The sequence below is a fragment of the Pseudomonas sp. S5F11 genome, assembly GCF_019641515.1.
Classification (GTDB): domain Bacteria; phylum Pseudomonadota; class Gammaproteobacteria; order Pseudomonadales; family Pseudomonadaceae; genus Aquipseudomonas; species Aquipseudomonas rhodesiae.
Genome location: NZ_JAIFJZ010000001.1, coordinates 451,116 through 470,445, shown reverse-complemented (window position 1 = coordinate 470,445; position 19,330 = coordinate 451,116). Strand labels below are relative to the sequence as shown.

The following is a 19,330-nucleotide window of genomic DNA, read 5'->3' as shown; positions in this document are numbered from 1 at the left end:
GCGTTAGCCCTGGGCCAAATTCAACAATCGCTCATGAGCCACTTCCGGCTCGCCTTCCAGGGGCTGCACGGAGGACAGGATCGGGGCGGAATACAGAAACAGGATTGCTGCAGCGAGTCGAAGGGCCATGCTGTCGTTTCCAGGAATGGGCGCGTCAAAAGTTGAGCGTCAAATTTAAACACATGGCAATGTGATATTACAGCGGCTTTTTTCACCCCAGGCAAAAACGCCAAACCACTCGAACGCCGATCGACGTTCCAGTGGTTTGGCGTCTGCTGCTGTGCAGGGCTCAGTGTTGAGTTTTGTGATCCAGCGCGGCATAGAAGTTGGCGCTTTGTTGCAGGTATTTCTGAGTGTAGGCACTGGTGCTGGACTTGCGACCGGCGACTTCCACGCTGGCCGCCGCCGGCAAGGCTACGGTGGCGGAAACAGCGGAAGCGGCGATGATGGAGAACAGGTTCAAATTCATGTCGGTAACCCTTGTGTACGGTTGGTTGAGTGGCCGGTGAAGGCCTTGGAACCCAACTTACGCCCGAGGGTTAAACCTTAGAAATGCTTTGAAACAGTAGCCGCTATTAATGCAATTAATACAAAAGCTCAGGCCCCGGCGTACGGGGCCTGTGGCTTATTGACGCACCAGGAATTTGAGGTCGCTGGGGGCATCGATCGGCAATTTCTGCACAGTTTTACCCAGCAGGCCGGTCTTGGGGTCGCGCTCGACCACCACGATTTCATTGCTTTTCTGGTTGGCGATCAGTAGGAACTTACCGCTCGGGTCCAGGCTGAATTCGCGCGGATGGTCGCCTTCCACGCTGCGGCGTTGCAGCTCGGTGAGGTGCGCGGTGGCCGGGTCCACGCCAAACACGATGATCTGGTTGGCGGTGCCGCGGTTGCTCACGTACAGGAACTTGCCGTCACTGGACGCATGCAGCGCCGCGCCGGCTTTGTCGGACACTGGTTGCCCGGCGGCGAAGTCGACCAGTTGGGTTTGTGTGAGTTTGCCGTCGGCGTAATCGAACACCGCGACCTGAGCGCTCATCTCGGTGGTCAGCCAGGCGTGCTTGCCATCGGCGCTGAACAGCAAATGGCGCGGACCGCTGCCCGGCGGCAATGCCACCGAGGCCGGGTCGGCCGGGGTCAGGGGCAGCTCGTGGTTGGCCTTGGGGTCGTAGCGGTAGACAAAAATCTTGTCCGCCCCCAGGTCATTGGCGAACACGTACTTCCCGTCCGGCGACGACACCACCGCGTGCACATGGTTGGAGGCCTGGCGCTCCGGGTTGACCCGACTGGCCGGGTGCCCGCTCAACTGCACCGGTGCGGATAACTTGCCAGTGGCGTCCACCGGCAGGATCGCCAGGCTGCCGCCTGGGTCTTCCAGTACCGAATAGTTGGCGACGAACAGGTGACGACCGTCTGCGGCGACGCTGGAGTGGGTCGGCTCGTTGCCCAGGCTCTGCACTTGGTTGATCAGTGTGAGCTGGTGATTTTTCGGGTCGATGGCGTAGCTGCTCACGCGCCCCACCGCATCCTTCTGGCCGGGGCCATTTTCATTGACCACAAACAGCCGCTTCTGGTCCTTGGACACCGTCAGCCAAGACGGGTTAGCGGCCTTGGCCGCCAGCACAGGTTTGCCCTGGAACTGCCCGGTGCGGCTGTCGAATTGCAGGCGGTAAATGCCCTCGCTGGAGCCGGCGGTGTAGCTGCCCACCAACAGTTCATAGGTGTCTGTCGGCGCGGCCTGCGCCGACATGGCACCGACACTGCCGGCCATCAGCAGCGGCCAGAATTTACGCATCATCATGCTCGTCTTCCTCGTCATTATTGTTGCCGGTGAAGGCGCTCATGCACACCAGGCGGTGTTCGCCCGAATCACCGGTCAGGGTCCAGCTTTGCAAGGCGTCGTCAAAGGTTGCCGCCTGCACCTGCATCAGGCTGAACGACCAGCGCTTTTCGGCGCGGCCGTCCATGCAGGTAATGCGCAGGCCTTTGTCGTCGGAAGTGAAATCAAAGGCATGCAAGCCATCGATTTCGAGCATGTCAGCGTTGTTAAGTTCAGCGGGCAGGCCGGTAGCAGTCATCGGGATCAGTCATCAGGAAGAAAGGCGCTGATGATAGGCCAATCCACCCTCGCCTGGCGCGCTTTGTGCGCTTGCGGTAACCGGTTATGCCTGGTCTGCGCGACGGCTTTGTCATGCTCGGCACCTTCTCATAACGCGATGGAATGCCAATGCCCGACTCAACCCCCGTCCACCCCGCCCCCCTGCTGCCGGGGGTGACCAACACCGCAGCGCAGGCGGTCGCCGCTCACTTTGCCGGGCTGCCGGACGTGGCCCACGTGGTCAGCCAACTGCTCAGCGATGCCATTGCCCAGCGCTACCCCGCCCTGGCCCTCAACCTCTCAGCGACGCGCCTGGCCACGCCCAACGGCAAGCAGTGGGTATTCCGCCCGCTGCTCTCTGTGGTGCAGGACTACCTGGGCGGCACCGCCAACCTGGATTTCAGCGACATCGGCAATCTGGGTTTCTACCTCACCACCAGCCCGCCGCGTCGGCTGACACTGCCGCAAGACGGCAAATCGCGGCTGGACATGCAGGTCATCGAGGGCCTGATCAAAGAACTGGCGGACACGGTTCCCGTGGGTTTGCAGAACGCGCTGAACGATTACTGGCGCGACCACACCGGCAACGGCCAATGGCGCTGGATGGCCCGCCTGCTCCAGGACACGCTGCATATCGCCGCCCTGCGCCGGACCGACCTGGCGGAACCGGCCCGACAAACCCTCGACCAACTGACCGCCACCCCGGACCGTGAGCAACGCATGAGCCGCCACGGCGCCCAGGCGGTATTGGTCTATTGCCTGGAAACCACCCTGCGCAGCGCCGAGCGCCGTGTCACGGTGCTCGACCCACACCTGGTGCTGACCCGCCCCACCAATGGCACTGCGACGGTATTGCTGTGCAGCCCCGGCGGCACTATCGAAGCGTTCCCGTCCATGGATGCGTTGACCCAGGCCTGGGGGCAACGCATGGCGTCCGGTTATCAGCTCGACGAAGTGCTGATCCAACGCTACGAACCGGACGGCGATATATTCGACCATCAAGCCGCGCTCATCCTCAATCAACAGTTGGAACACCTGGGCGCACTGCGACTGCCGGCCAACGGCGGGTTCGCCGCGCTACAGGCGCACTGTCGCGGGCTTGTCGACCCGACGGCGTACTTTCTCGACGCGCCCAGCGTGCCCACGGATCTGTTGGCCATGCTGCGCACCCATTTTCCCAGCGGCCTCAAGGGCGCCGACAGCAGCGCCCAGGCCGCCTACCGCCGCTACAGCCTGGCCCTGGCCAGTGCCAAGCGGCGTGGCGGCGGCCGCACCTTTCTGAGCGGCATCCCGGATATTCACGCCTTCACCGTCGCCAGCCTGCTGCGCGAGCTGCAAGCCGACGCGGTGCGCCTTGAAGGCGTGGCACAGGCCGACGTAGCGGCACTGGACCCCGACCAACTGGAACTGACCTTTGCCATTTCCGCCGGTTTCCCCGGCACTGTCGGCATCACCCAGCACGAACGCATGAGCCTCACCGACCTGGCGATCAATAACCTGAGCGCACGCCCCAGCGGCGAGATGCGCATCGCCCATCGCGCCGGCCTGACAGTCCCGGGTTGGCTGACCGCCGACTACCTCACCGGCTCGAACGGCCTGATCGAACGCGTCGACATCGGCCTGCATTACCCACGATTGCTGGAGGACCAATTGCTGGGCCCCAGTGAAGAAACCCGTCGACGCGAAACACTGTTCGCCGACCAGCTCACCGCGCAACTGCCGCTGCTGGCCCTGGAGCAGAGCCTGCGCGGCGTCAACGGCATGACCCGCGACGGCGCCCGGCGTGTGGCCGCGCTCATGGCCCTGACGGTGGCCGATCAGCAGGGCGTGGTCATTCGCCACTTGGCGTTGTTGCGTCATCCGGCGGCCAGCCCCGACGTGGTGACCAACATGTACCTGATCGAAGCCCAGGACATTGCCAGTGGTCCCCATATCCTCTATCGCCCGCTTTACGCCCAAGCCTTACTGGAATTCCCCAGCCGCGCAGCGCTGTTGGAGGCCATCGCCAGCCCGGGTGAGGTGCAGAACAGCGTATTGCTGTGGATGAGCGATAGCGCGCGCCCGGTGTATGCCAACGGCGGTTTTCGTCAGCCCCATTACCTGCGTTTTGGCCAGGGCGATGAATTCAGCCCCCTGCGCACGCCTGGGCCGGCCACCCTGTCGGAGGACGGGCTGAACGACGAGCTGCATCAATGCCTGATCACCGGTCGTCTGATGCAGTACCTGTACAGCAGCAACGCCCGCGCGTTGGTCGCCCAGGCCGACCGCGAATCGGTGTCCAACCACGAAAGCCGCTGGAAACTGCTGCTCGAAGGTGGCGGATTGTTGTTCGGTGGGGTGCTGTACCCGTTGTTACGCGGCCCGCTGTTGCTCACCACCTGGCTGGGCAATCTCTACAACAGCCTTAAACAAGACATTCAGGGCCTGAACGCCATGGATGCGCAAACGCGGGAATTGGCCAGTGTCGACCTGTTGCTGAACCTGGGCCTGTCGTTGTTCGAAGGCCCGCCGTTGCCCGCTGGCGCCACTGCCCCAGCACGGAGCCGGCGCCCGCCCCTGGCATTGCCGCGCCAGCTCGCCGAGCGTTGGCCGGCCCCGCCCGCGCCGCGTATCCATCAAGGCAGCGTCGGGTTGCCCGGTGTATTGCCAGGCACCGACAAAGCGCTGTTGGACTTCCGTTTCGCTCAATCCCACTGGCGCCTGACCGCCAGTCAGCGCGCACGCCTGAACAGTTACAGCACCACGCCGCCGCCCGATGTGCCCGAGCCGGTGGCGAGCGGGCCGCACAAAGGCTTGTACCGCATCGACAACCAGTGGTACGCCCAATTGGACGGCCAGTGGTTTCGGGTGTGGATGGAAGCGAATACTGGCGACGTACTGATCGTCGACCCCGTCGACAGCGACCGCCGAGGCCCGCCCTTGCGCAATGATCGACAGGGGAACTGGAGCGTGGATACGCGCCTGCGTCTGCGCGGCGGTATGCCGTCCAACCGCATCGCCGCACGGCGTCAGCTCAATGCCAAGCGCGTCGAGACCTTGAGCAGCGAGTACCGCCACTTTCTGGGTCAGCAAACCCAGCAGCAAAAGCGCGTGGACGTGGCCCAGGCCGTCATGGAGAAGACCCAGGACGACCCACGCTTCACACCGGCACAGCGCGCCGAAAAACGTCGGCAATTTGAAAACGCGCTGCTGACCCAGACCCAGGCATACCAACAGATTCTCGACAGCGTGCAGGAACGACGGGAGCTGAGTATCCCGCTGTCGACGCAAACCGTCGCAGCCCTGATGGAAAACATGGTCAACAACGGGCGCAAACTGGTGGTCATCGCCGAAACCGATCGCCAAGCGCTGTACACGGCCAATGCACCGTTCACGCGCCTGGGCGCGGCGTTGAAACAGGCGGTGCTGGCCAACCGCGCCGGCCACGAGCAATTTATCAAGGACCTGCTGGCGATCAACGAGCGCTCGATCCAGTGGCTGAAAGTCAAGGACCGTTACCTCGCCCAACTGCACGAATTGGGCGGCCTGGGCCTAGACGCCTTTACCCGCCTGACCCAGGACCGCCCCGACGAAATCAGTGTGCTGGCGATCCAGGCCTTGCAGATTCGCACTCTGCGCTGGCTGGCGACGCGAGGGTTCGACTCGGTGCGGCTCGACAGGCTCGACACCCTCATAGCGCCGCTGGTCGAGCAGGTGCGAACCCACAGCGAACTCAATGCCCTGGAGCTACCCGCCAGTGAGCGCATCAGCGTGCTGGAAAGCCTGGTGGAACACTACGGACGCGCCCTGGACGCCCTGCAAGGTCTGAACATCGTCGATGTGGAAGGCCTGGAGCAAAGCTATTCGGCGCCCCTGTTCACGCTGATCGAGGAGCTGTATCAGGACGTCAACCTGCAACTGGCCAACGCCATTCAGCCAAGCGATCCCAGCCCCGTGCGTACGCCAAAGCGCCAGCCGACGGCGCCGGGCAAACCGCAGAAAAAAGTCATCCGCACGCGGCGCAAAGGCACCCTGATCGGCGACTTGAAGCCAGCCGGCAGCAGCCTGCCGATCGAAGTGGTGGAGGTGCGTTCGGAAGAGAGCAACCAATTGCTAAGCCTGTACTCCCAAGACGGCGATGAATGGGTCGAGTTCAAAGAACCCCTCGCACCGCCGCCGCCCGCCCCCTCCCGTGGCTTGAGCCTGGTCAAGGGTGAAGCGCGCAAATTGCTGGCCATGCTCGACGCCCACCTGCAACGTGCGCAGCGCTACCGCAGCGTCTGTCGCCATCCTGAGGAAGTGCAGGAAATCCTGCATTACGAGGGTACGCGCTACGACAGGTTGGCCACCGAACTAGACCGCACGATCCAGGCCCTGCCCCTGGCCGAACGCCTGGCCGCCGACCTGGCGCTGGCCAGCCAGCTGCGCGAGGTCGGCATGCGCCTGACGCGCCAGGGCGATGCCTTGCGCCTGCAATTGAGCCTGGAATTGCCCCCCACCCACGGCAACCTGGAATACCTGCTCGCGCAGAAACAAGTGGCCATCGCGCGCTACAGCGAGCGTGTGCCACTGAGCGGCGAGCGGCGCGATTTTATCCAGGAATACGCCGTCACCGACCTCAATGGCGCACCGCTGTGGTACGCGCACTTTCATTACCCCAAACACGACACGCCCAAGGCCGACTACAGCGTCGCGCACCTGAAAACCAAAGCCCAGCAGAAGCAAAGCTACTACTCGCTGCTGGCCAAGACGCAAAACCCTCAGGCGGTGGTGAACGTACACCGCGGCTTGATCGGCAAGGCCCTGGCCGAGCGTTGGTTTCTGCCGCTGGCGCCGTAAGCATCGCCCTCCCATCAAGCATCAAGAAAGGACTCCCCCCATGCCCAGCCCCGATCACCTGATCCTCGCGCACGCCGTACAGGCGCGCTTCCAAGCGCGGCCGACCCTGCGCTCGGCCACCGCGCAGCGACTGAGCGACAGCCTCAAAGAACTCAGCCCGCCCCTGACCCGGCCACTGTCCGAGCTATACCTGGCCCACCCGCGCGACGGTGGCGGCCGCGCCTTGCCCTCTGTGCTGCAAGTGGCCCTGACCTACCTGGCCAACGGCACCCTGCCCGACCTCGCCACCCGCGCCGGACTCGACGCCTACCTGAGCGATGCCAGCGGCAACCGCTTGACCGAACCCGCCGTCCCCCTGAACGACCTGCAACGCATCATCCGCGAGCTGCCAACCCTGCTGCCGGCGACATTGCAAACCGCGCTAAGCAGCTTCTGGGATGAGGTCGACAGCGCCGGCATCAGCCACTGGCAATGGCTTAGCGAAGTGCTGCACAGCCTGTTTCGCCAGTGTGCGATCAGCCAATCGACCAGCGACCACGAGCAGCTCCAGGCCCTCACCGCCCTGGCGCGCTACCCGGCACGCGAAGCGCGCCGCCAGCAAACCGCCCCGGACAACAGGGTGTATGCCTATACCCTGGAAGCCCTGTTGGTACGCGGCCAGACCCGGCTTACCCTGCAATGCAGCGAGCTGTTGATCGTCAGCGGCGAACGCGTCTGGCTGTATAGCCTGCCCGGCACCGTGGAAGCCTTCGCCAGTTTGCAAGCCTTCGGGCAGGCGTGGGGCGAGCGCCTGGAAGCGCGCTACCTCGCCGACCGGATCACCTGGCGCCAGTACGAGCCCGACGGCGACATCTTCGAGCTACAAGCCGCGCTGCTGCTCAACCGGCAATTGGACGATCTGGCGGCGTTGCGCCTGCCCGCCCATAGCACGTTGGCCGATTTGGAAAGCCAAGTGGCCGCCCTCACCGACCTGGCGCCTGGACTTATCAGCGCGCCAACCACGCCGGCGCAGCCCCTTGATGCCGTTGACGGCGCATTGCCCGCCTGGCTGAGAAACGCCTCGGCCAGCGAGCGCTTCAGCTATCGCCAATGCCTGCTGGAGCAGGCCAGCCTGCGTCGCCTCAACGGCGGTGCGGGCTACCTGGACGGCATCGACGATATCCGCCGCTTTGCCGCCCACCGCCTGAACCCGCAACTGTGCCAGGCGCGCAATGCGGCGCTCAAGCGCCAGGACCGCTGCACCGACGAGTCCGCGCTGGCCTATCGCGCCGAAGACCTGCAACTGACCTTTGCGGTGTCCGTCGGCACTCTGCAAAGCGGCTATGTGCAACCGGTGACCCTGAGCCTGGTGGACCTGGCGCTGAAAAACCTCTGCGGCAAACCCAGCGGCAGCGTCACCCTGCATCACCGCTCCGGGCGGCCCATCGAAGCCTGGCTGACGCCGGACTACCTGATGCGCCTAGTGCAACAGGTGGACATCGGCCGTACCTACCCCGCTTACCTGCGCGAACAATTGCTGGCGCCCAATGCGCAGGCACAGCGACGTCAGCAGTTGTTTATCCAGCAGCATCCGGTGCGGCTCAAACTGCAAGCCCTGGAAGCCTTGATCAAGGGTGAGGCCGGGCTGACCCGGCGCGGCGTGCGCTATGTGTGTGCGGTGCTGGGCGCAAGCCGTGCGCAGCGTTGGGTGCAAGGCACTGAAATCATCATGCGCCCGCTGGCCTTCAAGCGAAAAGCCGACGCCCAGGCCGACACGGTCCCCAACATGTTCATCATCGAAGCGCGCAACGGCCAGGAAGGTCCGCACCTGCTCTACCGTCCGGCCTATCAGCCGGCGCTGTTGGAGTTCCCTAGCCGCGCACAGTTACTGAGCGCCATCACGCGTCCCGGCCCGCTGCAAGACAGTGTGCTGACCTGGCTGCCCGACAGCGCGCGGGCGATCTACAGCAATGGCGGCTTTCTGGAGCCCCATATCATCCGTTTCTACCAGGGCTCGGAGTTCGACGTATTGCCCAGCCGTCCGAGCCCGGCGATCCTGGCCGAGGCCGACGACGAGAGCGCGGATGAGATGCGCCTGTTCCTCAACAATAATCGGCTGCTGGAATACCTGTTCGGCGCCGAAGCCCGGCAATTGGTGGAACTGGCCGAGCGCGAGTCCACCTCCAACAGCGAAAGCCGCTGGGCGCTGCTGCTCGAAGGTGTGCAACTGGGCTTCAACACCCTGCTGGTGGTAGCCCGGGGACCATTGGCCGTGGTGGGCTGGATGCTGCAAATGATGCAGGGCCTCAGGCAAGACCTGCCGAACCTGCAAAGCGCCGATCCGGTGGCGCGGGAATTGGCCTGGGTCGATCTGTTGCTCAACATCGCCATGGTGCTGATGCACCAGGCCCAGGCGGGCGATACGCCGATTGAGGCGACACGGCACTCACAAACACAGGCCCGCCTGCCCCTGCGTCGGCCCCTGAGCCAACCGCTGCGCATGCGCCAGGCAGATATTCGCCGCGGCACGGTGGGCCTGCCTGCCGAGCCGCCCGGAGGTGGGCGCACCCTGCTGGACTTCGACCGCTCCCTGGCCAGCGACAGCGCCGCCGGGCGTCTGTTGGACAAGCTGCTGAGCGTGCACAAACCCTGGCCGCAACCCACCCCGAAAGCCATGGACAGTGGCGCGCTTAAGGGCTTGTTCAACATCGACGGACGCTGGCACGCCTCGGTCGCCGGGCTGTTGTTTGAAGTGTCGGTAGTGCCGGGCTTTGGCGAGGTGTACATCATCCATCCCGAGAAGCCCGAGCACCCCGGCATCAAGCTCAAGACCGACGGTCAGGGCCACTGGCGCCTGGATCGCGGGCTCAAACTCGAAGGGGGCGGGCCCAAGCGCATCGCGGCGTTGCGCGAGGAAAGCCGACGCCGCAAAGAGGCGCTGGTGGAACGCCTGCAAACCTTAAGCGCCGATATCCCACCGCTGATGCGCCCATTGGAGCAGGCGCTGGACAGCCTGGCCGACGCCGACAAACGCCTGGCCGACCAGAGCCGTGTGCTGAAGCTCACCTGGAACCTGCTGGACAAAGCCAGCGAGCAGCAAAAACCCGCGCTGCGGCAACGCCATGGGCTGGAGGTGCAACGCCACAGCACGCTGCGCGCGCAGTTCGAGATTCTGCTGGAGCGCCTGAGCGAACGGCTGGACGAGAGCGTCCGCCTGCGCCAAGAACTGGTGAGCGTCGGGCAACAGTTGGAACAGGTGGGCGGTGCCGGCGTGCATGTGCAAGACCGCGCCAAAGTGCTCGAAACCCTGTGGAACCAGCAGTTTTCCCTGCATCACTACCAGCGCAACTGGGCCAATGCCTTGCTGTTTTCCGACCGCGGTGAACCCATGGCCCAGGTCGAACGGCGCATGGTGGTCGAGCGCGCCTTCGGTAACCTGAACGCCTATTACGAACACGTCGCCCGCAGCATCGACATGGCCGATGCGCTCGATCGGCTGGCTATCACCGCCACCGCGCTGGAGGACACCCTGGAACGTTTGGAGCACGACTCCGCCGCCGGGCGCGCAATCCGTCAGAAGCTGCTGGCACTGATCATCGAGCCGCAGAATTTCTTCGGTGAGAACATGCGCCTGCGTGCGCTGTCGTCGCTGGCGAGCGTGGTCATCGTCGATACGGGTGAACACTTGCCGCCCCAGGAGGCCCTGTATGTGGAGCGCCTGGACCGCCTCGATATCCACCAGGCCGTGCAGTCGCACATCAGCGTGCGCAGCAGCGAAGGCTTCGCCCTGGACGATCAACGCAACCTGTATGAAAGCCTGCTGGACAGCTACCGCAGCTACGCCAACGGCGTGCAGGCGCTGAAGGCCATCAACCCCGCGCGCTTGAACGCCAGCATCGTCGAGCGGTTTGTCCAGCGTCTGGATCACGCGCAGACCCTGGCCCAGACCGAGCTGGAAAACGTCGTTCGCGCCCAGGAAGCCCTGGCCGTGAGCGTGTCGCTGGCCAAAACCCTGCGCAGCAAGCCCGCCACAAGCCGTGTGTTCAAAACCCGCAAGCGTCACTACCGGGTCGGCGAGGTGACGCGCGGCACTCGACAGCAGGAACAGCTGACCATCACCGACAGCTTTACCGGCAGCCCCATCAGCACCTTCGAAGCCACGTCCGACGGCTGGGCCCAGGTGCTTGAAACCCCTGAGGCGCCGGCTGTAATCACCCCACCCAAGCCGTCCTTCGCCACCCTGCGCGAAGAAGGCCGTGGGCTGATCCGTCAACGCGCGGCGATTGAGCGCACCATCGACGCCCAGCAGCTCAAGCTCGACGACCCACGCACCCGACAATCCATCGACCCGGCGGACTGGGACCATTGGCTCGACACCCAGGCGCGCCAACTCGATGGGGTGGCCGACGCGCTGGCTGGGGAGCATGCCAACCAAACCAGCGCCATGGACCTGGCCGAGGAGTTTCGCAACCATGCACGGGATATGCGCCGTACAGCGGAGCAACGCTGCAGCGCGGCGTATAAAAAACAATGGCCGAGCCTGGACGGCATCGATTACCTATGGCGCCACCAACAGATCGATATCAACTTGACCAGCCTGGCCGACCCGCAGCGGCCCACCTTGAGCGGGGATTTTTTCACGGAGTACGCGGTGTATGACAAGGCCCAGAAACCGCCGCAAGTGTTGTGGTACGCGCACTTTCACTACGCCACCGCCACCGCACCGGCAGCCGAATACACCCGTGCGCACCTGAAACTGCCCGAACAGCGCAAGTACACGCAAAAAGACTTGTTGAAGGCTCCGGTACAAGCGCGCTTGCTTGAACATAGCGAGCCGGGGGCGGTGCCGCTGCGCAGCATTTTGTATGTGCGCATCACCCCGCCGCTCGACCGCTTGTTCCTGGCCATCGCACCGCCTGCGGCGACCCGTGCCTGAAGCACGGGCCGCGCACCGGTCAGTGGGCGAACAGTGAGTTGCCCTTCTGGCCGGCCAGTTTCTCCGGCTTGATCAGGAAGCGTGCCAGGGCCGGCAGCAGCCACAGCGCACCGAACATGTTCCACAGCAGCATAAAGGTGAGCATCAGGCCCATGTCGGCCTGGAACTTGATGGCCGAGAAGATCCAGGTACACACGCCGATCGCCAGGCACAGGCCGGTGAACAGCACGGCTTTACCGGTGGATTTGAGGGTCTGGTAATAAGCTTCCTGCAACGGCAACCCCGCACGCAGGAAGCTTTCCAGGCGGCTGTAGATGTAGATGCCGTAGTCCACGCCGATCCCCACGCCCAGGGCGACCACCGGCAAGGTCGCCACTTTGACGCCGATGCCCATGAACGCCATCAGCGCGTTGCCCAGCACCGACGTCAGCACCAGCGGCAGCACGATGCACAGGGTCGCGGCCCAGGAACGGAAGGTGATCATGCACATGGTGGCCACGCACAGGTACACCAGGATCAGGATGGTCAGCTCCGACTCCTTGATCACCTCGTTGGTCGCCGCCTCGATCCCCGCGTTACCGGCGGCCAGGATAAATTCCAGGCCGTCCCGGTTATTTTCCTTGGCGAATTCCTGCACCGCATGCACTGCGCGGTCGAGGGTTTCAGCCTTGTGGTCGTTGAGGAACACCAGCACCGGCGCCAGGGAGCAATTGTTGTTGTACAGGCCGTCGGCGCGGGCGATGGAGTTATTCAGCACATCGGGGTTGCGCGACAGGGTTTCCCATTTCAGGTTGCCCTCGTTCATGCCCTTGATCATCTGCTTGGACACGGTCACCAGCGAGATCGCCGACTGCACGCCCTCGGTGTTCTGCATCTTCCACATCAACTGATCGATAGGCGCCATGGCTTCATAACGCGAACAGCCTTCGGCCTTGGTCTTGACCATCACTACCAGCACGTCGGAGCTGGTGGAGTAGTTGCTGATGATGAAGTTGTTGTCTTTGTTGTAGCGCGAATCCGGGCGCAGCTCCGGCGCGCCTTGATCCAGGTCGCCGATCTTGAGGTTCTGGCTGTACCAGAGGCCGCCACCAAAGGCGACCAACGCCAGGGCGATGGAGATCGGTGCGACTTTCGGGCTGGCAAAATTCGACAGCAGGCGCCAGAACGGATGTTCGCGGTTCGCGTCTTTCTTGCTCTTGGCAATGGCGCGCCGGCTGATGCCGACATAGGAGATCGCCACCGGCAGCAGGATCAGGTTGGTGAACACGATCACCGCCACGCCGATGGACGCGCCGATGGCCAGTTCGCGGATCACACCGATGTCGATGATCAGCAGGGTGATGAAGCCCACTGCGTCGGCGAGGATCGCGATCATGCCCGGCAGGAACAACTGCCGGAACGTGCGGCGCGCCGCGGTCAGCGCGTTATCGGCCTCGCTGGATTGCAAGGCGATACCGTTGATCTTCTGCACGCCGTGGGAAATACCGATGGCGAAGATCAGGAACGGCACCAGCATCGAATACGGGTCCAACCCGAAGCCGAAAAAGTGCATCAGCCCCAGTTGCCAGATCACCGCCACCAGGGTCGTGCTCAACACCGCGATGGTGCTGCGCAGGCAATTGGTGAACCACAGCAATAGCACCAGGGTGATGACGAACGCGATGCCGAAGAACATCACCACCATCACCAGGCCGTCGATCAGGTCGCCGACCTTCTTGGCAAAGCCGACGATATGGATCTTGACGTTAGGGTTCTGCGCTTCGAACTTGTCGCGGATCTTATCTTCGAGTTCGTGGGAGAACTTGCGGTAGTCCAGGGCGAGCAATTTGCCCTGGTCCTGCGGGTCCGGGTACGACTCCAACAACGGGATATCGACGATGCTCGATTTGAAATCGTTGGACACCAGACGCCCGACCTGACCGGACTTGAGCACGTTGTTGCGCAGTTGGTCGAGGCTTTGCGGCGAGCCGTTGTAGCTCTGCGGGATCACCTCACCACCGGCGAAGCCTTCTTCGGTCACTTCGGTCCAGCGTACGCTGGGGCTCCACAGCGACTTGAGGCCCGAGCGGTCGACGCCGGAGATATAGAACACCTCGTCGTTGATCTGCCGCAGAGTCTCCATGTACTCCTTAGTGAAAATGTCACCGTCCTTGGCTTCCACCGAGATACGCACCGTGTTGCCCAGGTTGGCCAGGTCGTTGCGGTGCTCCATCATCTTTTCGATGAAGGGGTGCTTGAGGGGGATCATTTTTTCGAAGCTAGTAGACGGGCGAATCAACGTCGCTTGCCAGAACAGGAACGCACTCACCAATAGGCAGATCACGATCACCGCCGGGCGATTGTTAAAAATCAGGCGCTCAAGAAAGGTCGCTTTATCGTTGTGATGACTGCTCATGCTTTCTCTGCCTTCTTATTGTTTTTCGAGTTCAGCGCCGGTTGGCTGGGCGACGCGCACACCGCCCTGCCCGGCCAGAATCAGATTGCCATTGCCGGCCGCGGCCACCGCCGAGAGGGAAATGCGGTCCGGACGGTTGAAAACGCTGAAGGTCTGACCGTCGTCGTGGCTGACCACCACGCTGCCACCGTTGCCCACCACCACCAACGAGCCATCTTCGAGCAAAGTGGCGCCCGATAAACCGAACTCCAGGGCACCGCGCGCGGCCTTGAGTTCGACCTGTTCCCAGGTGCTGCCGAAATCCGTGGAGCGGTAAAGATTGCCGCGCAAGCCATAGGCCAACAGCGTTTGCGGCTGGGCGGTGCCGATCACACCAAATAGCGAACCCTCGTAGGGGCCTTCGAGTTTTTCCCAGGTCTGGCCGTCGTCGCTGGAACGGAACATGCTGCCCTGCTCGCCGACGATAAACAGCCCGGAGTCCTTGATGGCGGCAATGGCGTTGAGGTGAAACTGGTCTTCGTTGTCGAGGCGGTCGCTAACATCTTCCCAGGTGTTGCCGCCGTCGTTGGTTTCCAGCAACGCACCGTAGGCGCCGACGGCCAAGCCGTGGCTGGCGTCCTTGAACCACACGTCGAGTAACGGCGCTTCGCGCTTGAGGTCTTGATACTGCTGGGTCCAAGTGGCGCCGCCGTCAGTGCTGGCGAGGATCTGCGCATCGTGGCCCACGGCCCAGCCGTGTTTGTCATCGACGAAAAACACGGCGGTGAGCAATTGCCGGGTGGGGACTTTGGCCTGGGCCCAGGTGGCGCCCTGGTCATCGGAATAGAGGATATGCCCGCGGTCACCGACCGCCACCAGGCGTTTGCCGGCGTGGACCACGTCGATCATCAGGCCTTTGGCGGCCTTGGGGGATTCAATCGCAAACACCGCGGCGGCGGGTGTATCGCTGGCGGCCTGGACCGCAGTCGGCCATGCAACGGCGCCAAACAGCGAGAGCGCTGTGGCCAGCAACGCAACTCTGCGTGCGGCGCGTGGGCGGCAGACAACCCAACCCATGACAGGCTCACTCATAGACCTTTCTCCCATTTATTATTGTTAGGTCTTGCCATCCCGGGCTCTGAAACCTGCAATCTAGAGCGCCTGGAGGAAGCTGGCGCCATCCTATCGGGCTTTCGAATCGTCTGACAATCGGTGCTACGTTATGTTTTGTTAACTGGCGGCGTTTGGCCATGCGGTGAATATAGCCGCATTCGTCAGGCTGATTGTGGCGGGCATGCTGAATTTTTATTCCATCTATTGAATTTTGGGAATTTTTATTCCATTAATAGCCTTCCTCACAACAATAATCCAAAGGAACAAAGGCTATGCGCGAACTCGGAATCGGCTTGATCGGCACAGGCTTTATGGGCCGTGCCCACGCCCTGGCGTTCAATAATGCCCGGGCGGTATTCGAATTGCCGGTGCACCTCAAGCTCGCCGCCCTGGCCGATGCCGACACCGAACGCGCCCAGTGCTGCGCGCGCGCCTGGGGTTTTGCCCAGGCCCACGGCGATTGGCAGGCGCTGATCGACGACCCCGCCGTCGACGTGGTGGCCATCACCACCCCCAACCACCTGCATTACCCCATGGCCATGGCAGCGATTGCCGCCGGTAAGGCGGTGTACTGCGAAAAACCTCTGGCTGTCAGCCTTGAACAGGCCGACGCCATGCGCCGGGCGGCGAGCACTGCCGGGGTGGTGACGCGGGTCGGTTACAACTATCAGCACAACCCCATGATCGGCCTGGCGCGGCAGATGATTGCCAACGGCGAGCTGGGCGAGATCATCAGTTTCCAGGGTGAATTCAGCGAAGACTTTATGGCCGACCCGCAGTCGCCGTGGTCATGGCGCTGCGAAGTCGAACATGCCGGCGGCGCCCTGGCGGACCTGGGCAGCCACTTATTGTCGATGGCGCGTTATCTGGTGGGCGATGTCGTCAGCGTGTGCGCCGACACCCAGACCGTCCACAGCCAACGCCCTGCGGTCAGCGGCAGCGCCGAACGCAAAGCCATCGCGGTGGACGATCAGGTACATGCCCTGCTGCGCTTCGCCAATGGCGCGCGCGGCACAGTGAGCAGCAGTTGGCTCAAACACGGTTATAAGAACCACCTGAGTTTTGAGATCAGCGGCACACAGGGCACATTGGCGTTCGATCAGGAACGTTTGAATGAACTGCGCCTGTACCGCGTCGGCCAGGACGGTTTCCAGCGCCTGCTGGCCGGCCCCGCCCTGCCCGGTTACGCGGCCTTCAGCCCGGCGGCGGGGCATCAACTGGGCTACAACGAATTGAAAACCCTGGAAGTGCAGGAACTGATCATGGCGGTGGCCGGCCAGGGCGCGGACGGCACTGACTTTGAAGCGGCGTGGGCCGTGGAGCGGCTGGCGACCGCGATTCGCCTGGCGGCCCGCGAGGAACGCTGGGTCAACGTGAACGCGGTCTGACACACAACGCAAATCCTAAGGGCTGACAAATAATTCTTTGGTGAGCAGGCTTGCCCTGCGCTGGGCCGCGAAGCGGCCCCACATCCAGGCACCTCGGCGTGCCAGCTGAAACCACATCGCCTGGAATGGCTATCAAAGGTGCGAGGGGGCTTGCCCCCGATAGCGGTGCATCAGCTAAAAAACCACAGGCTGACACTCCGCCATCGGGGGCAAGCCCCCTCCCACCTTTAGATCAGCTGCATACATTTACATTGGCGAGCAGGCTTGCCCTGCGCTGGGCTGCGAAGCGGCCCCACATCCAGGCACCTCGGAGTGTCAGCTGAAACCACATCGCCTGGAATGGCTATCAGAGGTGCGAGGGGGCTTGCCCCCGATAGCGGTGCATCAGCTAAAAAACCACAGGCTGACACTCCGCCATCGGGGGCAAGCCCCCTCCCACCTTTAGATCAGCTGCATACATTTACATTGGCGAGCAGGCTTGCCCTGCGCTGGGCTGCGAAGCGGCCCCACATCCAGGCACCTCGGCGTGCCAGCTGAAACCACATCGCCTGGAATGGCTATCAAAGGTGCGAGGGGGCTTGCCCCCGATAGCGGTGCATCAGCTAAAAAACCACAGGCTGACACTCCGCCATCGGGGGCAAGCCCCCTCCCACCTTTAGATCAGCTGCATACATGTACATCAGTGAGCAGGCTTGCCCTGCGCGGGGCTGCGAAGTGGCCCTACACCCAGGCACCTCGGAGTGTCAGCTGAAACCACATCGCCTGGAATGGCTATCAGAGGTGGGAGGGGGCTTGCCCCCGACAGCGGTGCATCAGTTAAACATCCACAGGCTGACACTCCACCATCGGGGGCAAGCCCCCTCCCACCTTTAGATCAGTTGCATACATTGACATCAGCGCAAGGCGCGGCGCAGGACCTTGCCCACGGTGGTCTTGGGCAGTTCGGTGGTGCGGAATTCCACGTAACGCGGCACTTTGTAGCCGGTCAGGTATTCCCGGCAGTGGGCAAGGATTTGCTCCTGGGTCAGGCTCGGATCTTTGCGCACCACGACAATCTTGACCTTCTCTCCGGTCACGCCGTCTTCCACGCCAATCGCCGCCACTTCGGCCACGCCGGGGTGCAGGGCCACCACGTCTTCGATTTCGTTGGGGTACACGTTGAAGCCCGAGACCAGGATCATGTCTTTTTTACGATCCACCAGGCGGATATAGCCGCGCTCGTCCATCACGCCGATATCGCCGGTGGCCAGCCAGCCCTCGGCATCCAGCACTTCGGCGGTTTCCTTGGGGCGCTTCCAGTAGCCCTGCATCACCTGTGGGCCGCGTACTTGCAGCTCACCCTGTTCGCCGATATCGGCGACTTCGCCGTCCTCGCGCATAAAACGCACCCAGGTGGAAGGCAAGGGCACGCCGATGCTGCCGGTGAATTCCATCTCGCGCATGCGCGAAATATCGATGGGGCTGATGCTCACTACCGGCGAACACTCGGTCAGGCCGTAGCCTTCGATGATCGGCAGCCCGGTGACTTCCTTCCAGCGCTTGGCGACTGCGGTGTGCGTGGCCATGCCGCCGGCGATGACCATGCGCAGATCGGAGAAGTCCCGCGCGCAGAATTCCGGGTTCTCCAGCAACCCGTTGAACAGCGTGTTGACCCCGGCAATGCCGTTGAAGCGCTCCTTGCGCAGGATCATCTGCACTCGCTTCACGTCCCGTGGGTTGGCGATCAGGATATTGCGCCCGCCCAGGCACATAAACATCAGGCAGTTCACCGTCAGGGAAAAGATGTGGTACAGCGGCAGCAAGGTCACGTTGGTTTCCTGCTTGTCCTGATCCAACTGGTCCCCGACCCACGCCTTGGCCTGCAACAGGTTGGCGATGATGTTGCGATGGCTGAGCATCACGCCCTTGGCATCCCCCGTGGTGCCGCCGGTGTATTGCAGAAACGCCAGATCATCCAGTTGCATGACCACCGGCTGCGGGTAAAGCGCCCGGCCCTGTTTCAACGCTTGATTGAAGCGCACCGAGCCGCGCAGGTTGAAGGCCGGAACCTGCTTTTGCACGGAGCGCAGGATGAAGTTCATCGCCGCCCCCTTAAAGGTGCCGAGCAGGTCGCCGATGGCGGCGATTACCACGCGTTTGACGCTGCTGCCTTCGATGACTTTTTCCAGGGTGTGGGCGAAATTTTCGAAGATCACCACGGTTTCGGCGCCGCTGTCCTTGAGCAAATGTTTGAGCTCATGGGCGGTGTACAACGGGTTGACGTTGACCACCACCGCCCCCGCCAGGATCGTGCCGAGCAAACAGATCGGGTACTGCAAGCAATTGGGCATCATCAGCGCCACGCGGTCGCCGCGCTGCACGCCCTGTTCCTGCAGCCAGGCAGCGAACGCAAAGCCTTGTACCTGCCAGTCGGCGTAGGTCATTTCGGTGCCGATGCTGACGTAGGCGACACGCTCACGGAATTTTTCCAGGTGTTCCAGGAACACCTCACGCAGCGACGGGTAGTCCTCGATGCCGGCGTCGATATCCGCCGGAACGCCGGGCAGATAAGCGTCCAACCAGATGCGTTCGCGTTGTTCCAGGCTGATAGCGTTCATGGCAGTCTCCTTGTTGTTGTTTTTGAC

10 protein-coding genes are annotated in these 19,330 nt (G+C 62.9%); 3 read left to right on the top strand and 7 right to left on the bottom strand.

Annotation, left to right across the window (positions count from 1 at the left end; all coding sequences use genetic code 11):
• Positions 1-3 precede the first annotated feature (3 nt).
• The 4 genes from K1567_RS27450 to K1567_RS02095 form a co-directional block, all read right to left on the bottom strand.
• Positions 4-129 carry a hypothetical protein gene (locus K1567_RS27450; RefSeq protein WP_256203866.1) on the bottom strand — a complete coding sequence of 42 codons (126 nt, stop codon included), beginning with the start codon at positions 127-129 and terminating at the stop codon, positions 4-6.
• Positions 130-289: 160 nt separating this feature from the next.
• Entirely contained in the window at positions 290-469 is a 180-nt protein-coding gene (locus K1567_RS02105; RefSeq protein ID WP_034098240.1) for a hypothetical protein, read from the bottom strand.
• A 156-nt stretch (positions 470-625) separates the two neighbouring features.
• Positions 626-1,801, bottom strand: a complete 1,176-nt coding sequence (locus K1567_RS02100) for a lactonase family protein (RefSeq protein WP_220698058.1) — start codon at positions 1,799-1,801, stop codon at positions 626-628.
• Positions 1,788-2,078, bottom strand: coding sequence for a DUF5629 family protein (locus tag K1567_RS02095; RefSeq protein ID WP_034098244.1), 291 nt, complete (start codon positions 2,076-2,078; stop codon positions 1,788-1,790). The genes K1567_RS02100 and K1567_RS02095 overlap by 14 nt, the downstream gene beginning before the upstream one ends.
• A 149-nt stretch (positions 2,079-2,227) precedes the next feature.
• Here K1567_RS02095 and K1567_RS02090 point away from each other — a divergent pair, with 149 nt between their 5' ends.
• On the top strand, positions 2,228-6,916 hold the full coding sequence (locus K1567_RS02090; protein ID WP_220698057.1) for a hypothetical protein: 4,689 nt from the start codon (positions 2,228-2,230) through the stop codon (positions 6,914-6,916).
• Between the two features lie 40 nt (positions 6,917-6,956).
• Positions 6,957-11,831 (top strand): dermonecrotic toxin domain-containing protein, encoded by a 4,875-nt coding sequence (locus tag K1567_RS02085; protein ID WP_220698056.1) that lies wholly within the window; start codon positions 6,957-6,959, stop codon positions 11,829-11,831.
• 19 nt (positions 11,832-11,850) lie between these two features.
• On the opposite strand, the gene K1567_RS02080 is transcribed toward K1567_RS02085, so the two are convergent.
• Positions 11,851-14,226 carry an RND family transporter gene (locus tag K1567_RS02080; RefSeq protein WP_034098248.1) on the bottom strand — a complete coding sequence of 792 codons (2,376 nt, stop codon included), beginning with the start codon at positions 14,224-14,226 and terminating at the stop codon, positions 11,851-11,853.
• Positions 14,227-14,241: 15 nt separating this feature from the next.
• Entirely contained in the window at positions 14,242-15,282 is a 1,041-nt protein-coding gene (locus K1567_RS02075; protein WP_220699016.1) for a YCF48-related protein, read from the bottom strand.
• Positions 15,283-15,590: 308 nt separating this feature from the next.
• Here K1567_RS02075 and K1567_RS02070 point away from each other — a divergent pair, with 308 nt between their 5' ends.
• Positions 15,591-16,706: a Gfo/Idh/MocA family protein gene (locus K1567_RS02070; protein ID WP_220698055.1), complete on the top strand. Its 1,116-nt coding sequence runs from the start codon at positions 15,591-15,593 to the stop codon at positions 16,704-16,706.
• Between the two features lie 893 nt (positions 16,707-17,599).
• On the opposite strand, the gene K1567_RS02065 is transcribed toward K1567_RS02070, so the two are convergent.
• The gene (locus K1567_RS02065) at positions 17,600-19,303 is read right to left on the bottom strand and encodes an AMP-binding protein (protein ID WP_034098254.1); all 1,704 of its coding nucleotides are present in this window, start codon (positions 19,301-19,303) and stop codon (positions 17,600-17,602) included.
• Positions 19,304-19,330 lie beyond the last annotated feature (27 nt).

What these genes read in the sequence shown, in the direction of transcription:
- K1567_RS02105 (WP_034098240.1), bottom strand. Translation starts at nt 469, where the DNA reads ATGAATTTGAACCTGTTCTCCATCATCGCCGCTTCCGCTGTTTCCGCC.
- K1567_RS02085 (WP_220698056.1), top strand. Translation starts at nt 6,957, where the DNA reads ATGCCCAGCCCCGATCACCTGATCCTCGCGCACGCCGTACAGGCGCGC.
- K1567_RS02065 (WP_034098254.1), bottom strand. Translation starts at nt 19,303, where the DNA reads ATGAACGCTATCAGCCTGGAACAACGCGAACGCATCTGGTTGGACGCT.
- K1567_RS02075 (WP_220699016.1), bottom strand. Translation starts at nt 15,282, where the DNA reads ATGGGTTGGGTTGTCTGCCGCCCACGCGCCGCACGCAGAGTTGCGTTG.
- K1567_RS27450 (WP_256203866.1), bottom strand. Translation starts at nt 129, where the DNA reads ATGGCCCTTCGACTCGCTGCAGCAATCCTGTTTCTGTATTCCGCCCCG.
- K1567_RS02095 (WP_034098244.1), bottom strand. Translation starts at nt 2,078, where the DNA reads ATGACTGCTACCGGCCTGCCCGCTGAACTTAACAACGCTGACATGCTC.
- K1567_RS02080 (WP_034098248.1), bottom strand. Translation starts at nt 14,226, where the DNA reads ATGAGCAGTCATCACAACGATAAAGCGACCTTTCTTGAGCGCCTGATT.
- K1567_RS02090 (WP_220698057.1), top strand. Translation starts at nt 2,228, where the DNA reads ATGCCCGACTCAACCCCCGTCCACCCCGCCCCCCTGCTGCCGGGGGTG.
- K1567_RS02070 (WP_220698055.1), top strand. Translation starts at nt 15,591, where the DNA reads ATGCGCGAACTCGGAATCGGCTTGATCGGCACAGGCTTTATGGGCCGT.
- K1567_RS02100 (WP_220698058.1), bottom strand. Translation starts at nt 1,801, where the DNA reads ATGATGATGCGTAAATTCTGGCCGCTGCTGATGGCCGGCAGTGTCGGT.